General features: G+C 45.4%; 16 protein-coding genes and 5 tRNA genes. 12 read left to right on the forward strand and 9 right to left on the reverse strand.

The features are described 5' to 3' along the window. Positions 1 to 162: 162 nt before the first annotated feature. On the reverse strand, positions 163 to 1,053 hold the full coding sequence (gene ilvY / locus R7D93_RS17455; RefSeq protein ID WP_005379097.1) for an HTH-type transcriptional activator IlvY: 891 nt from the start codon (positions 1,051 to 1,053) through the stop codon (positions 163 to 165). 143 nt (positions 1,054 to 1,196) lie between these two features. Between ilvY and ilvC the strand changes: the two genes are divergently transcribed. Beyond that, positions 1,197 to 2,681, forward strand: coding sequence for a ketol-acid reductoisomerase (ilvC, locus tag R7D93_RS17460; RefSeq protein ID WP_005379098.1), 1,485 nt, complete (start codon positions 1,197 to 1,199; stop codon positions 2,679 to 2,681). A 278-nt stretch (positions 2,682 to 2,959) separates the two neighbouring features. Here the strand turns inward: ilvC and ubiK are convergent, their stop codons facing one another. From ubiK to R7D93_RS17480, 4 genes are all read right to left on the reverse strand, one after another. Beyond that, positions 2,960 to 3,211, reverse strand: coding sequence for a ubiquinone biosynthesis accessory factor UbiK (gene ubiK / locus R7D93_RS17465; RefSeq protein ID WP_005379099.1), 252 nt, complete (start codon positions 3,209 to 3,211; stop codon positions 2,960 to 2,962). Positions 3,212 to 3,342: 131 nt separating this feature from the next. Next, entirely contained in the window at positions 3,343 to 6,465 is a 3,123-nt protein-coding gene (gene vmeD / locus R7D93_RS17470) for a multidrug efflux RND transporter permease subunit VmeD (protein ID WP_005384257.1), read from the reverse strand. A gap of 12 nt (positions 6,466 to 6,477) precedes the next feature. Beyond that, positions 6,478 to 7,584, reverse strand: coding sequence for a multidrug efflux RND transporter periplasmic adaptor subunit VmeC (gene vmeC / locus R7D93_RS17475; RefSeq protein ID WP_005379101.1), 1,107 nt, complete (start codon positions 7,582 to 7,584; stop codon positions 6,478 to 6,480). An 18-nt stretch (positions 7,585 to 7,602) separates the two neighbouring features. Then, the gene (locus tag R7D93_RS17480) at positions 7,603 to 8,184 is read right to left on the reverse strand and encodes a TetR/AcrR family transcriptional regulator (RefSeq protein ID WP_005384254.1); all 582 of its coding nucleotides are present in this window, start codon (positions 8,182 to 8,184) and stop codon (positions 7,603 to 7,605) included. A 170-nt stretch (positions 8,185 to 8,354) separates the two neighbouring features. Between R7D93_RS17480 and rep the strand changes: the two genes are divergently transcribed. Then, positions 8,355 to 10,370: a DNA helicase Rep gene (gene rep, locus R7D93_RS17485; protein ID WP_005379104.1), complete on the forward strand. Its 2,016-nt coding sequence runs from the start codon at positions 8,355 to 8,357 to the stop codon at positions 10,368 to 10,370. Positions 10,371 to 10,443: 73 nt separating this feature from the next. On the opposite strand, the gene R7D93_RS17490 is transcribed toward rep, so the two are convergent. Continuing rightward, on the reverse strand, positions 10,444 to 10,857 hold the full coding sequence (locus R7D93_RS17490) for a c-type cytochrome (RefSeq protein WP_005384252.1): 414 nt from the start codon (positions 10,855 to 10,857) through the stop codon (positions 10,444 to 10,446). A 335-nt stretch (positions 10,858 to 11,192) separates the two neighbouring features. On the opposite strand from R7D93_RS17490, the gene R7D93_RS17495 reads away from it, so the two are divergent. The 5 genes from R7D93_RS17495 (at position 11,193) to R7D93_RS17515 (ending at position 11,789) form a co-directional block, all read left to right on the forward strand. Beyond that, positions 11,193 to 11,269 (forward strand) — tRNA-Arg (locus R7D93_RS17495). A gap of 33 nt (positions 11,270 to 11,302) precedes the next feature. Beyond that, a tRNA-His gene (locus R7D93_RS17500) sits at positions 11,303 to 11,378 on the forward strand. A 69-nt stretch (positions 11,379 to 11,447) separates the two neighbouring features. After that, a tRNA-Pro gene (locus R7D93_RS17505) sits at positions 11,448 to 11,524 on the forward strand. A 48-nt stretch (positions 11,525 to 11,572) separates the two neighbouring features. Further along, positions 11,573 to 11,648 (forward strand) — tRNA-His (locus R7D93_RS17510). Between the two features lie 64 nt (positions 11,649 to 11,712). Continuing rightward, positions 11,713 to 11,789 (forward strand) — tRNA-Pro (locus tag R7D93_RS17515). A 197-nt stretch (positions 11,790 to 11,986) separates the two neighbouring features. Here R7D93_RS17515 and R7D93_RS17520 read toward each other — a convergent pair. After that, complete coding sequence (locus R7D93_RS17520) at positions 11,987 to 12,712, reverse strand: HAD family hydrolase (RefSeq protein ID WP_005379107.1); 726 nt, start codon at positions 12,710 to 12,712, stop codon at positions 11,987 to 11,989. Positions 12,713 to 13,373: 661 nt separating this feature from the next. Between R7D93_RS17520 and R7D93_RS17525 the strand changes: the two genes are divergently transcribed. From R7D93_RS17525 to R7D93_RS17545, 5 genes are all read left to right on the forward strand, one after another. Continuing rightward, positions 13,374 to 15,089, forward strand: coding sequence for a dipeptide ABC transporter ATP-binding protein (locus R7D93_RS17525; RefSeq protein WP_005379108.1), 1,716 nt, complete (start codon positions 13,374 to 13,376; stop codon positions 15,087 to 15,089). Positions 15,090 to 15,181: 92 nt separating this feature from the next. Continuing rightward, entirely contained in the window at positions 15,182 to 16,735 is a 1,554-nt protein-coding gene (locus tag R7D93_RS17530) for an ABC transporter substrate-binding protein (protein ID WP_005379109.1), read from the forward strand. 147 nt (positions 16,736 to 16,882) lie between these two features. Then, a complete protein-coding gene (locus R7D93_RS17535; protein ID WP_005379110.1) occupies positions 16,883 to 17,860 on the forward strand; it encodes an ABC transporter permease in 978 nt (325 codons plus the stop codon). Positions 17,861 to 17,862: 2 nt separating this feature from the next. Further along, entirely contained in the window at positions 17,863 to 18,813 is a 951-nt protein-coding gene (locus tag R7D93_RS17540; RefSeq protein WP_005384239.1) for an ABC transporter permease, read from the forward strand. Positions 18,814 to 18,970: 157 nt separating this feature from the next. Beyond that, a complete protein-coding gene (locus R7D93_RS17545) occupies positions 18,971 to 19,984 on the forward strand; it encodes an SPOR domain-containing protein (RefSeq protein WP_186584562.1) in 1,014 nt (337 codons plus the stop codon). 74 nt (positions 19,985 to 20,058) lie between these two features. On the opposite strand, the gene R7D93_RS17550 is transcribed toward R7D93_RS17545, so the two are convergent. Both R7D93_RS17550 and R7D93_RS17555 read right to left on the reverse strand, forming a co-directional pair. Then, a complete protein-coding gene (locus R7D93_RS17550; RefSeq protein ID WP_012841245.1) occupies positions 20,059 to 20,202 on the reverse strand; it encodes a hypothetical protein in 144 nt (47 codons plus the stop codon). Further along, a complete protein-coding gene (locus R7D93_RS17555) occupies positions 20,192 to 22,513 on the reverse strand; it encodes an acid phosphatase (protein ID WP_225497006.1) in 2,322 nt (773 codons plus the stop codon). The genes R7D93_RS17550 and R7D93_RS17555 overlap by 11 nt, the downstream gene beginning before the upstream one ends. Positions 22,514 to 22,735: the final 222 nt, after the last annotated feature.

The raw sequence follows: 22,735 nt of genomic DNA on the forward strand, positions 1-22,735 counted from the left end.
TCAGAAGTGAAACGAAATAGCGCCGATGGTAGTGTGGGGCTTCCCCATGTGAGAGTAGGACATCGCCAGGCTTTAAATTTAAGAAGCCCGCTCGAAAGAGCGGGCTTTTTTGCATCTATAGAGTTTTAAAATTAGCTCACTTTATACCTAAAAAGTGTTCATCTAAGGTGCGATATACTTGCTCTCTGCAACCTTCCAAAAGGCTTTAACAAGCGGATTCTCCAGCTGAGTTTTGTTGCAGCAAACACCAAGTTTAAAAGGTTTAATTGGTAAGACTTTTAAACGATTTATCTTTTCTCTTACCGGACTGTTGTTGATTACAACATCAGGTGCGATACCTACTCCACACCCCAATGCAACCATACTTACGATGGCTTCATGTCCGGAGGTTTGTGCGTAGATCTTTGGCTTTATTTTCATTTGTTTGAGCCAAGTATTGGCCCTGTCCCTTGCCGTTCCTGCTTCTGGGAGTATGAATGGAATGACCGACCAGTCTGGTTTTTCTTTTTGTAGCTCTTCAGCAAACGCACTAACCCCAACAGGTACGATGACAGAAAGTGGGATTTCACTGATCGTTTCAAATGCGATTTTATTTGGCATCTGTTCTGACTTGGCTGATATGGCAATATCGGCTTCATCTGCTAGTATTTTGTCGATCGCTTGAGCTGGATCGCCGGTTGATAGTTTGAACTCAATGAAAGGGTTCTGAATACGAAAGTCAGAGATTAGCTCCGGAAGATGGCTGTAGCTTGCAGTAACAGAACAAAAGAGACGGATTTCTCCTTTCAATTCATCCTCGGTTCCCTTCAGGTGACTCTGATACTGCTGCCATTCGCCAAGAATCTTTAAGGCTACTGGGACTAGCTTTTTACCTTGGATAGTTAAATCAACGCTACGGTTGTCGCGTAAAAACAATTGTTGGCTGGTTTCCTCCTCTAATTTTTGTATCTGTCGGCTTAAGGCTGAAGGGCTAATATGCATTGCCGCTGCGGTCTTGGCGAAACTTTTACTCTCACAGAGATGAATGAAAAGTTGCAGGCTTTTGATATTCATTAAATTTTCATTTCCATGTTGCATAAATTGCAATAACTAATTGTGAATATATCACTTTAAGCAATCTCATGTCTGTTTTAGTATGAAGTTATTCGGTAAGGCAATTACTGACCTCAATGGAAGAATCTCAAAGGAGCACCCAGATGGCTAATTATTTCAATACCCTAAACTTGCGCGAGCAGTTGGACCAATTAGGTCGTTGTCGTTTTATGGACCGCAGTGAGTTCGCTTCAGAAGCGGATTATCTGAAAGGTAAGAAAGTAGTCATTGTAGGTTGTGGTGCTCAAGGTCTTAACCAAGGTCTGAACATGCGCGACTCTGGTCTAGACGTTGCTTATGCGCTTCGCCAAGCCGCGATTGATGAGCAACGCCAGTCATTCAAAAACGCAAAAGACAACGGTTTTGAGGTAGGTAGCTACGAAACGCTAATTCCACAAGCTGATCTAGTAGTAAACCTTACTCCAGATAAGCAGCACACAAACGTTGTTGAGACGGTAATGCCGTTGATGAAAGAAGGCGCAGCACTAGGTTACTCTCACGGTTTCAACGTTGTTGAAGAAGGCATGCAAATCCGTAAAGACCTAACGGTAGTAATGGTTGCACCTAAATGTCCAGGTACGGAAGTTCGTGAAGAATACAAGCGCGGTTTCGGTGTACCGACTCTTATCGCTGTTCACCCAGAGAACGACCCAAAAGGTGAAGGTTGGGATATCGCGAAAGCTTGGGCAGCAGCAACCGGTGGTCACCGTGCTGGCTGTCTAGAGTCTTCTTTCGTTGCTGAGGTGAAATCTGACCTAATGGGTGAGCAAACTATCCTTTGTGGTATGCTACAGGCTGGCTCTATCGTGTGTTACGAGAAGATGATTGCTGATGGTATCGATCCTGGCTACGCTGGTAAGCTTCTTCAATACGGTTGGGAAACCATCACTGAAGCACTGAAGTTTGGTGGTATCACTCACATGATGGATCGCCTAACTAACCCTGCAAAAGTGAAAGCATTTGAGCTTTCTGAAGAGCTAAAAGAACTGATGCGTCCGCTATACAACAAGCACATGGATGACATCATCACCGGTCACTTCTCTAGCACTATGATGGCTGACTGGGCAAACGACGATGCAAATCTACTAGGCTGGCGTGCAGAAACAGGTGAAACTGCTTTCGAAAACTACCCAGAAACTGACGTAGAAATCTCTGAGCAAGAGTACTTCGATAACGGTATCTTGATGGTTGCTATGGTTCGTGCGGGTGTTGAGCTAGCATTCGAAGCGATGACGGCATCTGGCATCATCGATGAGTCTGCTTACTACGAGTCTCTACACGAGCTGCCACTTATCGCAAACACTATCGCACGTAAGCGTTTATACGAGATGAACGTGGTTATCTCAGACACTGCGGAATACGGTAACTACCTGTTCGCTAACGTAGCAACGCCGCTTCTACGTGAGAAGTTTATGCCAGCCGTAAATACTGACGTAATTGGTAAAGGTTTAGGTGAAACGTCTAACCAAGTGGATAACGCGACTCTTATAGCTGTGAATGAAACAATCCGTAACCACCCTGTAGAGTACATCGGTGAAGAGCTACGTGGTTACATGACTGATATGAAGCGTATCGCGGTGGGCGGCTAAATGACTGGCCTTAAGGCTCCATTTCGGTGTCGAAGGTGCTCGTTTACTATCGTAAAGTCCGCGCCTTCTCCTAGAAATGAAACCTTAATACAGCGTAATTTACTTAGTCTCAAGTAACGCAGTAGATAAACTCCAGGCAGACTGGAGTGATAAATACAAAATAAAACACAACATCTAATCAAAAGGCTTGGTCGCCGTTGACCAAGCCTTTTTGTTTTTAGCCGATTTATCTGCGCGCCGATAAGAAAAACGCTCCTTTGTGAGGAGCGCTTTGATACTTATTTTTCAGCAAGCTTTTCTTCAAGTTGCGCCAACTTCTGTTCCATTTCTGTTAGCTTTTGACGTGTACGTAGTAAAACTTGAGTTTGAACATCAAACTCTTCGCGACTTACAACATCTAGCTTGTTTAGCTGGCCTTGGATTACTTGACGAACTTTCTGATCGACATCAGAGCCCAACTCTTTTACAGGTTGAGGCATTGAGTCGTGAATCTGTTTAGCAATTTGCTCTAATTTCTTTGGGTCAAACATAGTGGCTAAAACTCCTTTTGATTTGTCCTCATTTTAAGTAAATGATACGTGAAAGTCGCCACTTAGATGGCAAAAAAGAGAGCGGCAATAAAAAAGGCCACCGAAGTGACCTTTTTGAATGCCTTAATAGCTTATCTGTTATCCGCTAATTCACGATGAGCTGCTTTCGCTTCGTCAACTCGCGCTAACTTCTCCAAGTCTTTGTCTTCAACAAATACTGGCAGAGGTTTGTGTTTTTCAGCTAGGTAGCTGTAAATCACAGGTAGTACAAATAGTGTGAACAGTGTACCGATTGCAAGGCCAGCAACGATGACGATACCGATACTGAAACGTTGCGCGGCACCTGCACCTGTTGCGTACATCAGCGGGATAAGACCTGCGATCATCGCAGCAGTGGTCATTAGGATAGGGCGAAGACGCACTTTCGCAGCTTCCATCACCGCATCAATACGAGACCGTTTATTATGTAACTGCTCTTCTTTGGCTACTTCACAGATCAAGATACCGTGCTTGGTTATTAGGCCGACCAGCGTGATCAAACCAACCTGCGAGTAGATGTTCATCGAGGCTGTACCCCAGGCCAATGCGATCAAGGCACCACAGATTGCCAGAGGTACAGATACCATGATGACAATAGGGTCGCGGAGTGATTCAAATTGAATCGCCAGAACGAGGAAGATGATCGCAAGTGCAAGACCGAAGGTTGCATACAAGGCACTACCTTCCGTTACAAACTGACGAGATTCACCCATGTAATCGTGGTTATAGCCTGCAGGCAGCTTGGTTTGTGCAATATTCTCAAACCAGTCGATTGCGTCACCCATAGCAACACTAGGCGATGGTACTGCACCCACAGTCGCTGAGTTTAGCTGGTTGAAGTGTGGCAAAGAGCGAGGCTCAGCCACCACATCAATGGTAATCAGACTGCCTAATGGAACCGCTTTACCATCCACAGAGCGTACATAGTAGTTCTTCATCGATTCTGGGTTTAGACGCCATTTACGCTCAACTTGAGGGATCACCTCATACGAGCGGCCATTCAGGTCGATTCGGTTTACATAACCATCTGCCATCATCGTGCTGAGGGTGATGCCAATGTCTTGCATAGTCACACCGTAGGCACCCGCTTTGTCTTTATCGATCTTGATCTTCATCGTTGCTGAATCGTAGTTCAAATCCAGGTCGGAATAGACAAACATTGGGCTACTTGCAACATCGGTTAGAATATCGCTAGCGATAGTAAACAAGCTCTCGAAGCTATTTGGTGTTGTAATTACAAACTGAACAGGTAGACCTGAGCCTGCACCTGGAAGCTCTGGCATTTGGAATGCAGTGACAGACATACCAGGTACACTTGATACTAGGCCACCCACACGTTTCGTGATTTCAGATTGGCTTGCCTCTCGTTCACTCCAAGGCTTCAATGTTGCTAGGCCAAACGCTTGGTTTGAGTTTGGTACACCATTAAAAACCTGTGCGTATTCCACTTCCGGTTGATCTGAGAGTATTTGGTTTACGTCATCCATGGTATTTTGGATATAGTCCAAGTTCGCGTTTGATGGGGCGGTACCCATCAGCATGACCACACCTTTATCTTCAGATGGTGCTAGTTCGCTAGGAATAAACTTGAACAAGACCGGTAAGCTTGCAAATACAATGATTGCAAACGCAATAACAACCGGACGATGAGCCATTACCGCTTTCAACATGCCTTCGTAACGAGTGGTCATGCCATCAAGGATATGGTGAACTTTTTGCTCAAACTTGCTTGGCTTCTCGTTCGCTTTCAGCATCTTCGAACACATCATTGGTGATAGTGTCAAAGCGATGATGCCGGATACGAATACTGAACCTGCCAGTGTCAAAGCGAACTCTTTGAACAATGAACCGGTGATACCACCCATCAATGCGATTGGCGCGTACACTGCACCTAGCGTCAATGTCATCGCGATAACTGGAACCGCAATTTCACGCGTACCAATGATTGCAGCTCGGAATGGCGATTCCCCTTCTTTGATGTGACGGTCAACGTTTTCTAGTACAACGATCGCGTCATCCACCACTAGACCGATGGCAAGCACCATCGCCAGTAGCGTCATCAAGTTCCAAGAGAAACCCATTGCCTGCATCACCATTGCCACACCAATCAATGAAAGTGGGATGGTCACGATAGGAATGATTACCGCGCGGAATGAACCTAGGAACAGTGTGATAACCACAAGTACGATTACTGCTGCTTCAAGAATCGTTTTCACTACTTCATGAATCGATTCGTTGATGGCGATAGTTGAGTCGTACATTACGTTCATTTTGATGTTACTTGGTAGGTTGCGCTCGAGCTGAGGCAACAGTTCAAGTACGTCTGCTGCAATGTTGATTGGGTTAGCACTTGGCGCTGCGTTGATCGCTGCAACCACAGCTTCTTGACCGTTTGCACTTGCGCGATAAACGTCGTGACTCTTCTCTAGCGTTACTTTAGCGATATCACCTAGGCGGATGACATCCCCTTCACCAGTTTTCACGACCAATGCTTCAAGTTCAGCAACGTTTGATACCTGAGTATCTGCGCTACCGTTATAAAGCACGAACTCACCCGTCGCTTGACCGGTTGCAGATTGGTAGTTGTTGGCGTTAAGAACGCTCATCACATCGGTTGCGGTCAACTTCAAAGCGCCCATTTTGGCAGGATCTAGCCATACGCGCAGTGCGTACTTCATACCACCATACAGGTCAACTTTGGACACACCGTTTACGGTGAACAACTGCGGGTTGATTACACGCTCAAGGTAGTCAGTGATCTGGCTTGAAGATAACTCGTCACTCGTAAAGCCGATGTACAGTACCGCCGTTGTCGAACCTGTCGACATGGTTACGGTTGGGTCTTCGGCTTCTTTTGGTAGCTGTGAACGTACCGAGTTGGTTTTCGCCAGAATGTCAGACAACGCCGCATTTGGATCAGTATTCAACTTCATGTTGACAGTAATGGTCGATTTACCCAGTACCGATTGCGAAGTCATGTAATCAATATTATCGGCTTGCGCTACCGCTTGCTCCAATGGCTGAGTAATAAAGCCTTGGATCAAGTTGGCACTTGCACCGTAGTAACTGGTGGTCACGGTGACCACCGTATTCGTCATTTCAGGGTATTCACGAACCTGCATTTTGAACACCGCTTGCAAACCAAGCAATGCAATCAAAAAGCTGATCGATACCGCTAAAACTGGACGTTTTATAAAAACATCTGTAAAGCGCATGATGCCTCCAACTTAAAGCATTGGTGTTTCAGCAGGTGGGGTAGTTGCATCGCTTTCGACAATGCTTACTTTCGCATGGTTACTCAAACGGACTTGACCCGATGTCACCACTACATCACCTGGCTTCACGCCTTCTAGAATGTGTGCGATATCTTTAGAGCGTTCGCCAACTTTTACCACATGCTGCTTAACGCGTTTTTCGCCATCTTCTTCTGTTACGATGTAAACATTGTCGCCATACAGCGTAAATGTGATCGCGGTTTGAGGTAGCGTGACCTGATTTTCTAATTTAGGCAGAATGATGTTTGCACGCGCGAACATACCACTACGTAGTTTGCCGTCACTGTTAGGGATATCCGCTTGAACCTGAATCAAGCCACTTTGTACGTTTACAGCTGGTTCAATCGCAGAAATAGACCCTTTGAAAGGTTGGTCTGGATAAGCGTCAACAAAGATATCCACTTCTTGATCGATATTGATACGTGAAATATCGGTTTGTGGCACGGTGAAGCGCAAGCGCATCACGCTGGTATCTTCAAGGCGAACAATATCGGTGCCCGCCTGTAGGTACTGACCGAGGTACACGTTACGAATACCTACCACACCATCAAATGGCGCTTTGATTTCGCGTCGGTCGATGGTTGCTTTCAGGCTTTCAATATCCGCTTTTAAGGAGAAGTAGTTTGCTTCTGCTTCGTCATACGCTTCTTTAGAAATAGAGCCTTTTTTGAATAGGCCTTGGTAGCGTTTGTATTTCGCTTCTGCCGCTGGCAACTTAGCTTGCGAGCTCTTCAAATTTGCTTTTTCGACTTCAGAATCAAGCAACACTAATGGCTGACCCGATTTAACTTGAGTACCGGAATCAAACGCGATTTTATCGATAACACCGCTCGTTTCGTTCGCTACCGTCACGCCTTGGTTTGGCTCGATAAAACCAATTGCCTCGATGACTGGTACCCAATCCACCGCTTGCACTTCTGTCACGGTTACTGGGAACTCAGGTTCAGGACGGTTTGCCATGTATTCAGCGATCTTTTGTTGCTTAAATAAATTGAAACCTATCACGCTGCCGAACAAGAGAACGGCGATAAGTAACATAAAGAAAGTCCACTTTTTCATTCTATTAAGAACTCCAAGTTAGTGTTTAATAATTGCATCCCAACTGGCTTCAATAGCGGCCTCTAATGCCGTCTTATCCAGTTGATAAAATCCCAAAGCGTGTTTCCGAGCAAGTGCAACACTTGCCTCAAAACTTAATCCAGAAAGTACTTCGTTATCGAGAAGCTTGAATACTCCCTCGTCTTTACCCTGATTAAAAAGAAGATCTACTTGGGCAAACATTTGTCTCTCAAGTTCCCGAGCTTTGCTACTATTTGAACAGGGTAAAGATTCATATTGGACTCGGTTGCTGATCGCACTTAAGTTCGAGCTCGCTAGATTCCAAATATTGAGCCACATGGTTCGATAACGCTGTTTTAAAGGCATCTCTTCACTAACACCTAGTTGCACCGCAGTAGCAACACGCTTAGCAACGTTAAGGCGTAGTTCCTCTAAAAGATGTTCTTTATCTGAGAAATAACGGTAAATCGTCCCTGCTGCGACACCTGCCTCATTGGCGAGCTTTTGCATGGAAAGCCCTTGAAAGCCAGATTCAGCAATGAGTTGTTCAGCAGCGACTAAGATTTGTTCTCGTTTATCTACAGCAGGGTTATCCTTCATAATGTCACCCTTTAGTGAATGAACGTTCATTCATTATAGCTTAAATACCCGCCATTTATGCAACAGAATATTGCACTTAATTGGTGTGAAAATTACAAGAAATCAGCATAGCTTTCACGAGGCCACCCCTTTATCATAGGCGCCACATTCATCACCCGCAGAGAATTTCTATGAAGCTGAACCCTAGTCAAGATGAAGCCGTGAAATACGTGTCTGGTCCATGCCTAGTGCTAGCTGGTGCTGGCTCGGGCAAAACTCGTGTTATTACCAATAAAATCGCTTATCTGGTTCAGCAATGTGGTTACAAAGCGCGTAACATTGCGGCGGTGACGTTTACCAACAAAGCAGCACGTGAAATGAAGGAGCGTGTAGGTCAAACGTTAGGGAAAGGTGAGTCTAAAGGTTTGATGGTATCAACATTCCACACTTTAGGATTGAACATCATCAAGCGTGAGTACAAGCATTTAGGGTTGAAAGCGGGCTTCTCACTGTTTGATGACCAAGACCAGCTAGCGCTGCTCAAAGAACTTACCGAAAAGCAGCTTGATGGTGATAAAGATCTGCTACGTCAGCTTCTGAGTTGTATTTCCAACTGGAAAAACGACATGTTGACGCCAGAGCAAGCCAAAGCGCGTGCGCAAGGTGAACAGCAACAATTGTTTGCGTTCTGTTTTGATATGTACCAAAAGCAAATGAAAGCCTATAACGCGCTCGATTTTGATGACCTAATTTTGATGCCCGTTTTACTCTTACGTAATCATGAAGATGTTCGTCAGCGTTGGCAGAATCGTATCCGTTACCTACTGGTTGACGAGTATCAAGATACCAACACGAGTCAGTATGAGCTGGTCAAATTAATTGTCGGAGAACGTGGGCGATTGACTGTTGTAGGGGATGACGATCAGTCTATTTATTCATGGCGTGGTGCGAAACCTCAGAACCTCGTGTTGCTGGGTGAAGATTATCCGAATTTGCGTTTGATTAAGCTAGAGCAAAACTACCGTTCAACGAGTCGAATCCTGCGTGCGGCCAACATTTTGATAGCTAACAACCCTCACGTCTATGAGAAGTCCTTGTTCTCTGAAATTCCTGACGGTGAAAAACTCAAAGTGTTGTTGGCTAAAAATGAAGAGCACGAAGCGGAGCGAGTAACGGGTGAACTAATTGCGCATAAGTTCCTAAACCGTACCGAATATAAAGATTATGCGATTCTATATCGTGGTAACCACCAATCACGTTTGATTGAAAAGTCTCTGATGCAAAACCGCGTACCGTATAAAATTTCTGGCGGCACCTCGTTTTTTGCGCGCGCAGAGATTAAAGACATCATGGCGTATTTGCGCGTTTTGGTTAATCCGGATGACGACAATGCATTTTTGCGCATTGTGAATACTCCACGACGTGAAATTGGCCCAGTAACGTTAGAGAAGTTAGGCAGTTATGCCAATATGCGAGGGAAGAGCCTGTTTGAATCGAGCTTTGAAATGGGGCTCGAACAGCACCTAACGGGACGTGGTCTAGAAAACTTGCGTCGTTTCACCCAATGGCTAGTGGCGATTGCTGATCAAGCTGAGCGTGGTGATACCGTCGAAGCGGTTCGTTCGCTAGTTCGTGATATCCATTATGAAGATTGGCTATACGAAACTTCAGCAAGTCCAAAAGCCGCTGAAATGCGAATGAAGAACGTTTCTGACCTTTATTCATGGATAGTGGCGGACCTAGAGGGTGACAACTACGATCAAGAAGAGAAAACGTTAAAAGAAGTCGTTCAACGTTTGACCTTGCGTGACATGATGGAGCGCGGTGAAGAAGATGAAGACAGTGATGCAGTACAACTGATGACCTTGCACGCCTCAAAAGGCCTTGAGTTCCCATATGTATACTTAATTGGGTCCGAAGAAGGTATTTTACCGCACCAAACCAGTATTGATGAAGATAACGTGGAAGAAGAACGTCGCCTGATGTACGTTGGTATTACTCGCGCGCAACGTGAACTGACTTTCACTATGTGCAAAGAGCGTCGACAGTTCGGCGAGTTGATCAAACCGACTCAAAGCCGCTTTTTGGATGAGTTACCATTTGATGACGTTGAATGGGAAGTAAACAAAAAGCCAGTATCAGCGGAAGAACGTATGGCGAAAGGTCAAGCACACATTGCCAATATTCGAGCAATGTTTAAGAAGTAAAGTAACCTTGTTCTCACTGATTAAAAACAAAAAGGCTTGCCAACTGGCAAGCCTTTTTCGTTGATGTCTTTACTTATAGACCTTCAATCATGTGGTCAATTGCTGCGATGATTTCATCGTCAGAACAGTCCATACAGGTTCCTTTGGCTGGCATCGCATTGAAGCCTTCTAATGCGTGCTTCACTAACGTATCTTTGCCTTGTGCAATACGCGGTGCCCAATCATCGGCATTACCTGTTTTAGGTGCGCCGTTTACACCAGATGCGTGACAAGCAATACAAAAAGTACCATAAACTGTGGCGCCATCACGTGGACCGGTTGGTTCTTCTTTCACTGGCTCAGAACCTGCTAGATAAACATCACCGACAGGTTGGATGCGTTCTGCGATCGCATCGTATTCAGTTTGGCTGATGTCAGAAGCTAAAGCTGCCGTAGAAAACGTTAAGGCAGCGAACAAAACGCTAATCATTTGTCGAGACATATCCATTAAACCCACTTCACATTCCCGAGGTAAGTGACTTACCTATTTATATAGTTAGAGTATTAATGCCGAGCAGAGAAATCATTAAATTCCACTGAATGGCATAGAATGATTAGACAACTTGGTTGCAGCTGTTAAATCAATGTAAATAATGGGTGATTATATCCCGATAACTTGTTGCAATAAACAACAAGTTATCCATGACAGGGCGTGAATCACATCAAAAATCCACTTTAACGGAAGATAACTGTCGAAAAAGAGACCAAACGATAAAAAAAGTAAAAAAAGTACTAGACGGCATAGTGTGATATCCGTATTATTCCACTCCGCCGATAGGGCATGCGCCCGTAGCTCAGTTGGATAGAGCGTTGGCCTCCGGAGCCAAAGGTCGAAGGTTCGAATCCTTTCGGGCGTACCATTGCCTCGGAGGATACATCGGTAAAAATCAGTGGTGGCTATAGCTCAGTTGGTAGAGCCCCGGATTGTGATTCCGGTTGTCGCGAGTTCAAGTCTCGTTAGCCACCCCATTCTTTCTTTTTTAGATTGAATGCGGTAGCATTGCTCCCAATCTTGATTCAATCAAGATAAAACATCGTCGGTGAATAGCGCAGCTTGGTAGCGCATCTGGTTTGGGACCAGAGGGTCGGGGGTTCGAATCCCTCTTCACCGACCACTATTTAGTTTATGGCTCTAATAGAGCGGTAAACAGCAAAAATTGATGGTGGCTATAGCTCAGTTGGTAGAGCCCTGGATTGTGATTCCGGTGGTCGCGAGTTCGAATCTCGTTAGCCACCCCATTAATTAAGGTGACTTCTTAGTTGAAGTGTCCTGTCTGATTTGAGAAAATCAGCAAATACAGTTCGGTGAATAGCGCAGCTTGGTAGCGCATCTGGTTTGGGACCAGAGGGTCGGGGGTTCGAATCCCTCTTCACCGACCACTATTTTTAAAGCCTCAGTCGAAAGACTGGGGCTTTTTTGCATCTCTCCTGAAAAGAATCGGCATTCCATTTCAATTTTCCCCAAAAGTGTACAGCTCTAGGGGCTTTTGACCACCTATGATCCAAATGCTTTTCGAGCTGACAAAATAAACCCCAGAGCAGTGTCTGGGGTTTTGTAGTTTTCTAATCCGCTGCTTTTATTGGGCGAGTGTTTTAAGGATTTCTTTCAGTTCTACCGTTTCTTGGATTTCAAAACTTGGCGTTATATCCGTTGAGTTACTTGCGCCTGTCGCATTCACCCACACACTCAAAATACCCATATTGTTAGCGCCAGCAATGTCAGCAGGTAAAGAGTCGCCCACGTGTAGAGCCTCTTCTGGTTTTACTTCGACCAAGTCGAGCGCTTTTTGGAAAATACTTGTAGCAGGTTTCTCTTCTGGCTCTTCTCCTCCCACAATAATATGGTCCACCCAGTTGCTCATTTGTGTCGCGTTTAATTTAGGGTGTTGAGAAAAAATCGGACCGTTAGTGATCACGACGAGTTTGTAATGTTGACGAAGGTCGCTGAGCATTTCTTTTACACCAGGGAAGAAGGTGAACGCGCCCATACGTGCAGAGTCAAAGTAGTCTTGAGCTTGTTGAGCCTCTTTTGCAGTGATGCTGACGCCTTGCTCCGCCAAGATGTTTTGGATCAGGCCACAACGGAAGGCATTTTCATCGGGTAGCAGAGCCACAAGGTGAGGGAACTCAGCATTCAGCTTTTTGTATACACCCTGTAAGTAGCGCTGCAAAAACGCTTTTGGCTCAGTCACTTGTGGGTAGGTTTTATGAATCCAAGTTGTAAACGCTTGTCCTGCAACTTTATCGGCTTGTGACGTTGCACATAAAGTCTCGTCCATATCAAAAAAAATCGCTTTAAGCACAGGAGCTCCTTTTATTTACGGCTTGGCTTTGACACTGTTCATCTATTATCCCACTCTCAATTGTGTCGTAAAGGGTTAAAATCGGCGAGTTTTCTTATGACGTACGAATGAGGATAGCGGTACTTTCCTTTGCTTAGTCAATAAACCGCTTAAGTGGCGCATAATCTGCGTTGGAGCAGGATTTGTGTGGTTTTGCTGTTTTGTTCACGTTTTGACCTATCCTTTCTCTTCCTAAGTTTGGCTTTTTGTATTTGCCGACTATTTTATTAATAGTTTTTTATGTTGAAAAAACACTTTTTGCATATGATATTGTTTGTTAAATGTTAATAAATGCACATGAATAATATGGTTAATGATCTTGTTTAGCTCATGTTTACTTTTAGAGCATTTTTCTAGTTTTATTGGTGCATGACGCACAAAAATAGTGTGATATGAAAATGGTTAAATACTTGTTAATGCATTTTTATTCGCTAATTGTGCGTTTATTTAATGTTTTTTCGGCGGAATATACTTTAATTGTTGCTTTTTTGTGTGATTTTTGCCAAATTATTTCCGCATTAAGATTTCAGAGTATTATTCTGAATTTGAACGGATTCATTCAGGTGATGAATGGTGCCTTTGGCATGATTCGATACCACAGACAAGGCAGTAGAGGTCTGAAATGTCACTATTAGAAGTGAAAAACCTTCGTATTGAATACCCATCCCGACACGGCGTTCACGCTGCCGTGAAGTCACTTTCTTTTCATATTGAACGTGGTGAAATCGTGGGTGTTGTTGGCGAATCAGGTGCGGGTAAATCCACCGTTGGTAACGCTGTTATCGATTTGCTTAGCCCTCCAGGTCGCGTTGCTAGCGGTGATGTATTCCTGGATGGAGAAAAAATTTCTGGCCTATCACCAGAAGCGATGCGTAAGGTTCGCGGCTCGAAAATAGGTTTTATTTTCCAAGATCCGATGACCTCGCTCAATCCACTTTTTACTGTTGAGCAACAGCTGAAAGAGACGATCCACGCCAACATGAAGGTCTCTGATGAAGAGGCGTATCAGCGCGCGCTTTCTCTTATGCAGCAGGTTGGTATTCCTCAACCAGAAAACCGCTTAAAGCAGTACCCGCATCAATTCTCTGGTGGTATGCGTCAGCGTGTTGTCATTGCCATTGCTTTGGCTGGTGAGCCTGATCTCATCATTGCGGACGAACCAACTACGGCGTTAGACGTTTCTATCCAAGACCAAATCCTCAACTTGATCCGCGAGCTGTGTATCAAGAACAATGTCGGCTGTATGTTGGTTACTCACGATATGGGGGTAGTCTCCAACGTCACCGATCGCGTGGCGGTAATGTATCGTGGTGACTTGGTGGAGTTTGGACCAACAGCCAAAGTATTGGGCGATCCTGATCACTCTTACACTCGCAGTCTAATTTCAGCGGTACCACGTTCAGACAGAAAGTTAGATCGTTTCCCGTTAGTAAGCTATATCGAAGAAGCGGCGGAAATGGAGCCACTCGATATCAAGAACCACTGGTTAGGACAAAGCCAAGATGAGCGTGAGTACACTGGCCCGCTTTTGGACGTGAAGAACGTCAATCTTCGCTTTGTGACCAAAGACTCTTTGTTCGAGAGCCGCCGAGAATACGTGCAAGCATCTAATAATGTGAGCTTTGAAGTGCACGAAGGCGAAACCTTTGGTTTGGTGGGCGAGTCTGGTTCAGGTAAATCGACCATTGCACGTGTGATTGCTGGTTTATACCAACCTAATTCTGGTCAGGTGAAATTCGAGGGCATTGACCTGACCGCTTTAACCTCTGAGAAAGAGCGCCGCCCGATGCGTCGTCAAATGCAGATGGTGTTCCAAAACCCATATACTTCAATGAACCCTCGTATGAAGGTATTCGATATTATTGCTGAGCCAATCCGTTTCCATAAATTGACGAAAAACGAGTCGGAAACTCGCCAAATCGTGAATGACCTATTGGATCATGTTGGTTTGGGTCGAATGGCTGGGCTTAAGTACCCTCATGAATTCTCCGGTGGTCAGCGTCAGCGTATTTCTATTGCGCGTGCGTTGGCGACTCGTCCTCGACTTTTGATTTGTGATGAACCGACCTCAGCACTGGACGTATCGGTACAGGCACAAATTCTAAACTTGCTGAAAGATCTGCAAAGTGAGCTGAACTTGACTATGTTGTTTATCAGCCACGATTTACCTGTTATTCGTCAGATGTGTGACCGAGTAGGTGTGATGCAAATGGGTACACTTTTAGAAGTGGCACCAACAGAACAGTTATTCACGGCACCTCAACACGAATACAGCAAAAAATTGATTTCTCTGATGCCGGAGTTTACTGGCTTGCGAGAAGAGATCGAAACGGCATAAACCAAGCAATTCGCTTGGCTAACCTTTAGTCATAACAAAGACGCAAACACAACAACAAGGGATCCGTATCCCCGCATGAAGGAGTTATGCAAATGAAAACCATGAAAAGCAAATTAGCAGTGGCGCTAATGGCTGCGGGCCTAAGCTTTAACGCAATGGCAGCAGATATCAAAGTTGGCTATGCAGCTGACCCAGTATCGCTTGACCCACATGAGCAGCTATCAGGTGGCACACTGCAAATGTCACACATGGTATTTGATCCGTTGGTTCGCTTTACTCAAAAAATGGATTTCGAGCCTCGCCTAGCAGAAAGCTGGGAACGTATTAACGATACGACTGTTCGTTTCAAACTACGTGAAGGTGTGAAATTCCATTCTGGCAATACTCTAACGGCTGACGACGTCGTGTGGACGTTCCAGCGTTTACAAAGCTCTCCTGACTTTAAAAACATCTTCGACCCGTACGAAAAAATCGTCAAAGTTGACGACAACACGTTCGATCTTGTAACTAAAGGTCCTTACCCACTAGTGTTGCAAACCGCAACGTACATTTTCCCAATGGACAGCAAGTTCTACACTGGCAAAACTGCGGACGGCAAAGACAAGTCTGAGTTAGTGAAGCACGGTAACTCATTTGCATCGACTAACGTATCTGGCACGGGGCCATTCATTGTGACTTCACGTGAACAGGGCGTAAAAGTGGAATTTGAACGCTTTAAAGATTACTGGGACAAAGAGTCGAAAGGTAATGTTGATAAGCTAACACTTGTGCCAATCAAAGAAGACGCAACTCGTGTAGCAGCGCTGCTTTCTGGCGGTGTAGACATGATTCACCCTGTAGCGCCAAACGACCACAAACGCGTTGAAGATGCTGACGGCATCGACCTCGTCACGCTGCCTGGTACTCGTATCATCACGTTCCAACTAAACCAAAACAGCAACGAAGCATTGAAAGACGTTCGCGTTCGCCAAGCGATTGTTCACGCAATCAATAACGAAGGTATCGTGAAGAAAATCATGAAAGGCTTCGCAACGGCTGCTGGTCAGCAAAGCCCGGCAGGTTACGTAGGTCACGATGACAAGCTAGTACCTCGCTACGATTTGAAGAAAGCGAAAGAACTGATGAAAGAAGCGGGTTACGAAAACGGCCTGACGCTAACGATGATCGCACCAAACAACCGTTACGTGAACGATGCGAAAGTAGCACAAGCGGCGGCGGCAATGTTGTCTAAGATCGGTATCAAGGTTGATCTGAAGACCATGCCAAAAGCGCAGTACTGGCCTGAGTTCGACAAGTGTGCGGCAGACATGCTGATGATCGGTTGGCACTCAGATACAGAAGACTCAGCGAACTTCAACGAGTTCCTAACTATGACTCGTAACGAAGAAACCGGTCGTGGTCAGTACAACTGTGGTTACTACTCAAACCCAGAAATGGACAAAGTGGTTGAAGCTGCGAACGTAGAGACGGACCCTGCGAAACGTGCAGAAATGCTGAAGGGCGTAGAAGCGACACTATACAACGACGCAGCATTCGTACCGCTACACTGGCAAAGTGAAGCATGGGGCGCGAAGTCTAACGTGAAAGCGGCAGATATCGTTAACCCAATGGTAATGCCTTACTTCGGTGACCTAGTGGTTGAATAATCACGGTTAGTCTACTTTGAGGAGGGATGGATTTCCCTCCTCAACTTAAAGCACTCGACTCAATTTTGTTTCAGTCGGATTGAGTTGGTTATTTAGACTGAATTTTCTCTCTAATTTAGAGATCTATGGATAGTTAAGGGGCAAGGAATGTTTTCGTTTCTGGTCAAGCGCCTGTTTCAGGCACTGATAGTGATGTTTGTGATCAGTTTGGTGGCGTTTGCCATTCAGGACAACCTGGGTGATCCGCTGCGTGAGCTTGTAGGTCAGTCGGTTTCGGAATCGGAGCGTCAAGCGCTACGCGACGACTTAGGCCTGAACGATCCCTTTATCACAAAGTATACGCGCTTTGTGGGTAATGCACTGCAAGGTGATTTGGGTACCTCATATTTTTTCAAGCGACCTGCGGTTGAGGTGATTCTCGACAAGCTGGTGGCTACATTAGAGCTCGTGTTTGGCGCGACGCTTATCATCATTGTTTTCTCTATTCCGCTTGGGGTGTACTCTGCGATTCATCCTAAGAGTGTTTTTACCAAATTTGTCATGGCGATGAGCAGTGTCGGTATCTCGATTCCGGTGTTCTTAACCGCAATCATGCTGATGTATGTCTTCTCCATAGAACTCGGTTGGCTGCCTTCCTACGGGCGGGGCGAGACCGCTAATGTGCTCGGTTGGGAATCTGGCTTCTTTACCATTGATGGTATCAAGCACCTCATCCTACCTTGTATTGCGCTAGCGTCTATCATGTTGCCGTTGTTCATCCGCTTGGTGCGTTCAGAAATGCTGGAAGTTCTGAGTTCGGAATACATTAAGTTCGCCAAAGCAAAAGGTTTGAACTTACAAAAGATTTATTACCAACATGCACTTAAGAACACCATGCTACCAGTATTGACAGTAGGTGGTGTGCAGATTGGTACCATGGTGGCCTACACCATTCTTACTGAAACCGTGTTCCAATGGCCGGGCACTGGCTTCCTTTTCCTAGAGGCAATCAACCGTGTAGATACACCGCTGATCACTGCCTACGTTATCTTTGTTGGTCTGATCTTCGTGGTAACCAATACCATCGTTGACTTGCTATACGGCATCATCAACCCAACTGTGAACCTAACTGGAAAAGGAGCTTAATCATGAGCCAATCAAATTTAACACCAGCTCCTGCTCCATCAGCGTGGCAGCGTTTCAAAGAGTCAGATTTTCTGTATTATTTCAAACGCGACAAAGTGGCGATGGCGAGTTTTACCGTCTTTATGATGTTCTTAGTATTGGCATTGGCTGCACCGATTCTTGCGCCAACAGACCCGTACGATCTGACGTCTATCGACATCATGGATTCTGAGTTGCCACCTTCGTGGATGGAAGATGGCGATGAACGCTTTGTGTTGGGTACTGATGAGCAAGGCCGTGATATTTTATCGACCATTCTTTACGGTTCTCGTTTGTCTTTGACGATCGGCTTTTTAGCCGTCGGTCTTCAGTTGATTCTGGGTATCATCATTGGTTTGTCGGCGGGTTACTTCGGTGGTCGTATCGATAGCTTCTTGATGCGCTTTGCGGATGTTCAACTATCGTTCTCAACCATGATGGTGGCGATCATCGTATCGGCCATTTTCAAAGCCAGCTTTGGCAGCGATTTTTACAGCCAATACGCAGTGGTGATGCTGGTGGTGATCATCGGTGTGGCTGAATGGCCGCAATACGCACGGACTATTCGTGCCTCGGTATTGGCAGAGAAGAAGAAAGAATACGTCGAAGCGGCGCGTGTGATGGGCTTTAAAGCTCCGCGAATCATGTTCCGTCACATTCTGCCAAACTGTCTATCGCCAATCTTGGTTATCTCGACGGTACAGGTAGCGAATGCGATCATGTCGGAAGCGGCACTGTCATTCCTAGGTTTGGGTCTTCCTGTTGATCAGCCGTCACTGGGTGCGCTAATCAGCATCGGCTTTAACTACATCTTCTCTGGTGCATGGTGGATTACTGCTTTCCCTGGCATCGTGCTAGTAACATTGGTTTTGGTTATCAACCTGTTGGGCGACTGGCTACGTGATGTATTCAACCCGAAACTGTACAAAGGATAAGAATTTTCCCACCAAGCGTTGTAAATTCACTTAATTCCTTCCTAAACTGAGAGCCGGATGCAAATTCCGGCTCTTTTTTTGCTAGTTATTCTTTGTTCACATTTTTTTGGCGCTTTTCCGCCATGATGACCTTACCCACTAATTTAGAGTGAAGTGTATGGAAATGAAGAAGGCCCAACGCCCATCTAACGTCTTCCAAGCAAGCCTGGCTTTGGGTTTGTTGCTGGTATGCGCCCAGTTTTCTAATCCAGTTGAGGCGGAGGAGTTCCTTTGCCAAGCCACTCAAGCCAGCGAGAAAGAATTACCGATGCTTGAGAAAACATGCCCAATTGGTAACGGAGTATGGGGAAAGAAAGTGCCGCAAGGAGGCAACTACCTCTACTGGATTCAATGCGGATTACTACCAAAGCCTATGTCACTCGCGAAAGCAAAGCCGCTTTACAGCAAGATTACGACCGACGTGTGGATGAAGCCTGAATCCAAAGGTTATCGCTGTTTGATTGGGCCTTACAAAGATCTGTCTGATGCGAGGGGAGATTTGCGAGGAGTCAAAACCTTGTCGAATTACAAAGAGGCGTTCATCCGCGTGGTTGGAAAAGAGAATAAACAGTCTACGACACTATCTAAACCCGCTGTGCCGTCGAAATCAGCCGCATCTTCGGTTAAGCCAACACCGACGGTGACCCCGAAACCCGCGCCAGTTCCTGCTGTGCGAGCTGATACCGACGCCTTTAAAGCGCGGGCAGAGAAGCCAGATACCAATGCAAAAAGTTCGCGTGATAGCTCTTCGTCTAAGCCTGTTGCTAAGACCAAAGCGAAGCCAATTGTCACTGGAAATGATGACATTGAAGTTCGGTTGAGAACTTCAGTACAGGGCAAAACGTACGTGGTCCCATATTTACTCGATCACCATAATCAGTTTTACATGGAACATGGTAAGCCGTGGAACCGCCTCAACTACGAAAACTCGCACAAAGTATGTCAGCAACTGGGTATGAGCTTAGCCAACCCTGCAGAGTTTAAAGCGCTGAGGGCGTCTGGGGTGATGGAAAAAAATCAATGGCCACTGCAACTGCCGTATTGGGGCAAAGATAAGAAAGGTTTGTTCGCCGATCGTGAGCCCAATCAGCTCACCGGGACCTCATTATTGAACGTGGTGTGCGTGAAATAACGACTCAGATATTGCGGTCAAAATATAGAAGAAAGCCCCGAGTTCGGGGCTTTTTGCGGTCTCAAATATTATCGCTATTTGAGTGGCGTTTCTTTGTGACAGTTAGAGCAGATATACACTTCTTTGATGCCGACCAATCGTTCCCAAAGTGTTCTGCGTCTTCTACGCAAATGCACGCTATCACAGCAAGGGTTAACGATGGTTGCTTTAGTCATCATCACCAGGCTCCAAAATCGGTAGTGAACTCGCGATGCTTGTCATGGCTTCTTTGCTGTTAGAGTACAGACCATATTCCGGCGCGGATTCATGACCGTTTTGTTCTTTACTCCAACGAATACCGATATAAAAATCACCAAAATCGCGGTTAATGTAACGATGACGAGTTTTGTAATCTGACTCTGAGCCCGTTTCTTCTAGAATCAGCAGTTCACGGTCTTCAGCATTCTGGATTTCCCAATTACCTGGAGTTTGGAATCCTGTTGGCATGAACGAAGTGTAGTTGTAAGTATCAGTGTCGTATTCGTACGCACCTGACGAGTATTTCAGGACTGTGTCGTCGCCTGTGCCATTACTTTCTACCATCAAGTCATGCTCTACCGTGCCGTGTTTGATGTGTTCTGCAACCGAAAGTGATTCTGCAAATGGGGTATTGCTTGAGTCCATCCAGAACAGCTCATCATCTGATATTTTAACGATCATTTGAGTGCCGTTATGCTCGGTTTTGTGCTGGTACAACATTTCATACTCGTCGCCGTAGCTGTTGTATAGCTTACCGTCTTTCAGCTCAACGTCGTTACAGTCTTTATTGTTGTATTCCGTGTAACCAGTTTGTTGGTCCAGATCGGCAAGAATGGCGTAAGCATCGTGTTCCCATGTGTCTTTTAGGAAGTCACTGATGTTCGCTTTGTACTCTTGATTCATCTCATCGTGGTTTGAACCCCAGCAGAATAGTAGGCCTTCAGAATCTTGCATCAACATGGCGTAGCCAATTTCACCATCTTTCTGTGCAAAGCTACCCATTTTCCATTCTTGACCGTTGAAGTGCTCGTGAGTGAAGCCCAAAGTCGGTACTACTGGTGGTGGCGTGACGCCTTCGATAACCGTTGGCATGCTGAGCGCAATTTGTACCGCGGTATGGCCATCTGTTGCGCTAATCGCAAGTACTGCTCCAGCTTCACCTGCTTTTGTTGGTGTGCCTTTAATGGTGATAATTGCATTACCATCCTCAGATACTGTTAGACCTTCAATGTCTACATAGTCCGCTGAGTAGTCGGTAATTTGACCGTCTTTATCTTGGAACAAACCAGAAATATCGAGTGTTTGTTCAAACACTTCACCTTGTTGTAGGTACCAACCATCAACGATGGACTGCAGACGCGCTTGTTCTGTTTCTACAACCATTGGTGGTAAGTTTGCCGATTCGATTTCGAACTGAAATACGGTGCTTACTGTACCCAAAACCTTACCTGACGAATCAATGTCTTGCGCCGTTAGAACAATCTCAAAATCACCAGCTTTCTCTACGATTGCTGTTGGATGTAGAACAATCAGGTTGCCAGTTTGCACAACTTCAATGCCTGTGCCTGCAAAGTTGTGCGTCAGTTTGGTTGTCACAAGGTTTTGGTCTTTGTCTGCAAATAGACCTTCAATGTCTAGCTCTAAGCCATCAAAGTCCACGCCTTGTACGATTTTTGGTAGTTTTTCTAGCTTATCTTTAGCTGCCTTTTCGACGATTTTGTTTACGGTTAGCTTGTTATTAACTGCCGTTTCAGGTGCTAAGGTGTCGCTGTGTGGGGTCGCGTCAGTGATGATTGGACGTAGATTTGGGTCATTGATGTTTTCGCCAGATGTAACAAGACGTTCCACTTCTTGGTTTGCCGCTTGAGCAAACTCCGTGGCTTTTTTCTCGTAATTCGTTGGGTTTTGTGCTTTCGAGTCGGTCAGAATCTGAGCGGTTTTATGTAGTTCGGCGTTTTTTGTCGCACCTTCAACAAAATCACTGTACAGATCAATTGGTGCTTCTTCTGAGCCTCCTAGCGCTTGGTTTACTTTCGCTTTCGCGTCTTCTTCACTAATGGCTGGATCTTTTGCCATTTCAATCGCCACAAGATCCGTGATAGGTGAAATCACGTTTGATGATGTTGGTGCACGGAATACGATTTCGTGCGCCATAGCTTGGCCTGGATGATCCATATCTACCGTGTATTTGCCAGCGTACTCTTTCGCATCCAAGGCGATGAGCTGTTTCTGCTTTGAACCGTTTGGTGTGATGGTCTGTAGCGCTAGAGTGCTTTCTGGTTTTGCATCCAATTTCAGTTGACCTTTCTCATCGGTCAGACCAAGGAATGTTTCTTGAGTGTCCCATTGGCCGTTGTTGTTCGTATCTTCAAAAACAACGGCATGCTTGAAGTAGCCGTCAAAACCTGTGATCACAACGCCGTCGTTAGCACTGTTTGAACCACCATCTGAACCGCCACAGCCTGTAAGAGCGATAGCCACTGACGCTGCTAGTAAACTCACCTTATTCATTATTTATTTGTCCTTGTTTCGTTTCCGAATGAGAAAGTCGCTTTTTTTATTCTTTTTTTCTTTATATCTCACTAGTGAGATATAAGAGAGTGGTGTCTTTTTAATGACTATTGAGCTTAGGTTCAAGACACGAAAATCCGCACAAAACCCGTAAAATTTATTTCTATTTTTTGTCTATGATGGAAAATTTATAATTTGATCACGGTTCCAGTTTTATTTTGG

The organism is Vibrio sp. YT-15, from assembly GCF_033337445.1.
Taxonomy (GTDB): domain Bacteria; phylum Pseudomonadota; class Gammaproteobacteria; order Enterobacterales; family Vibrionaceae; genus Vibrio; species Vibrio alginolyticus.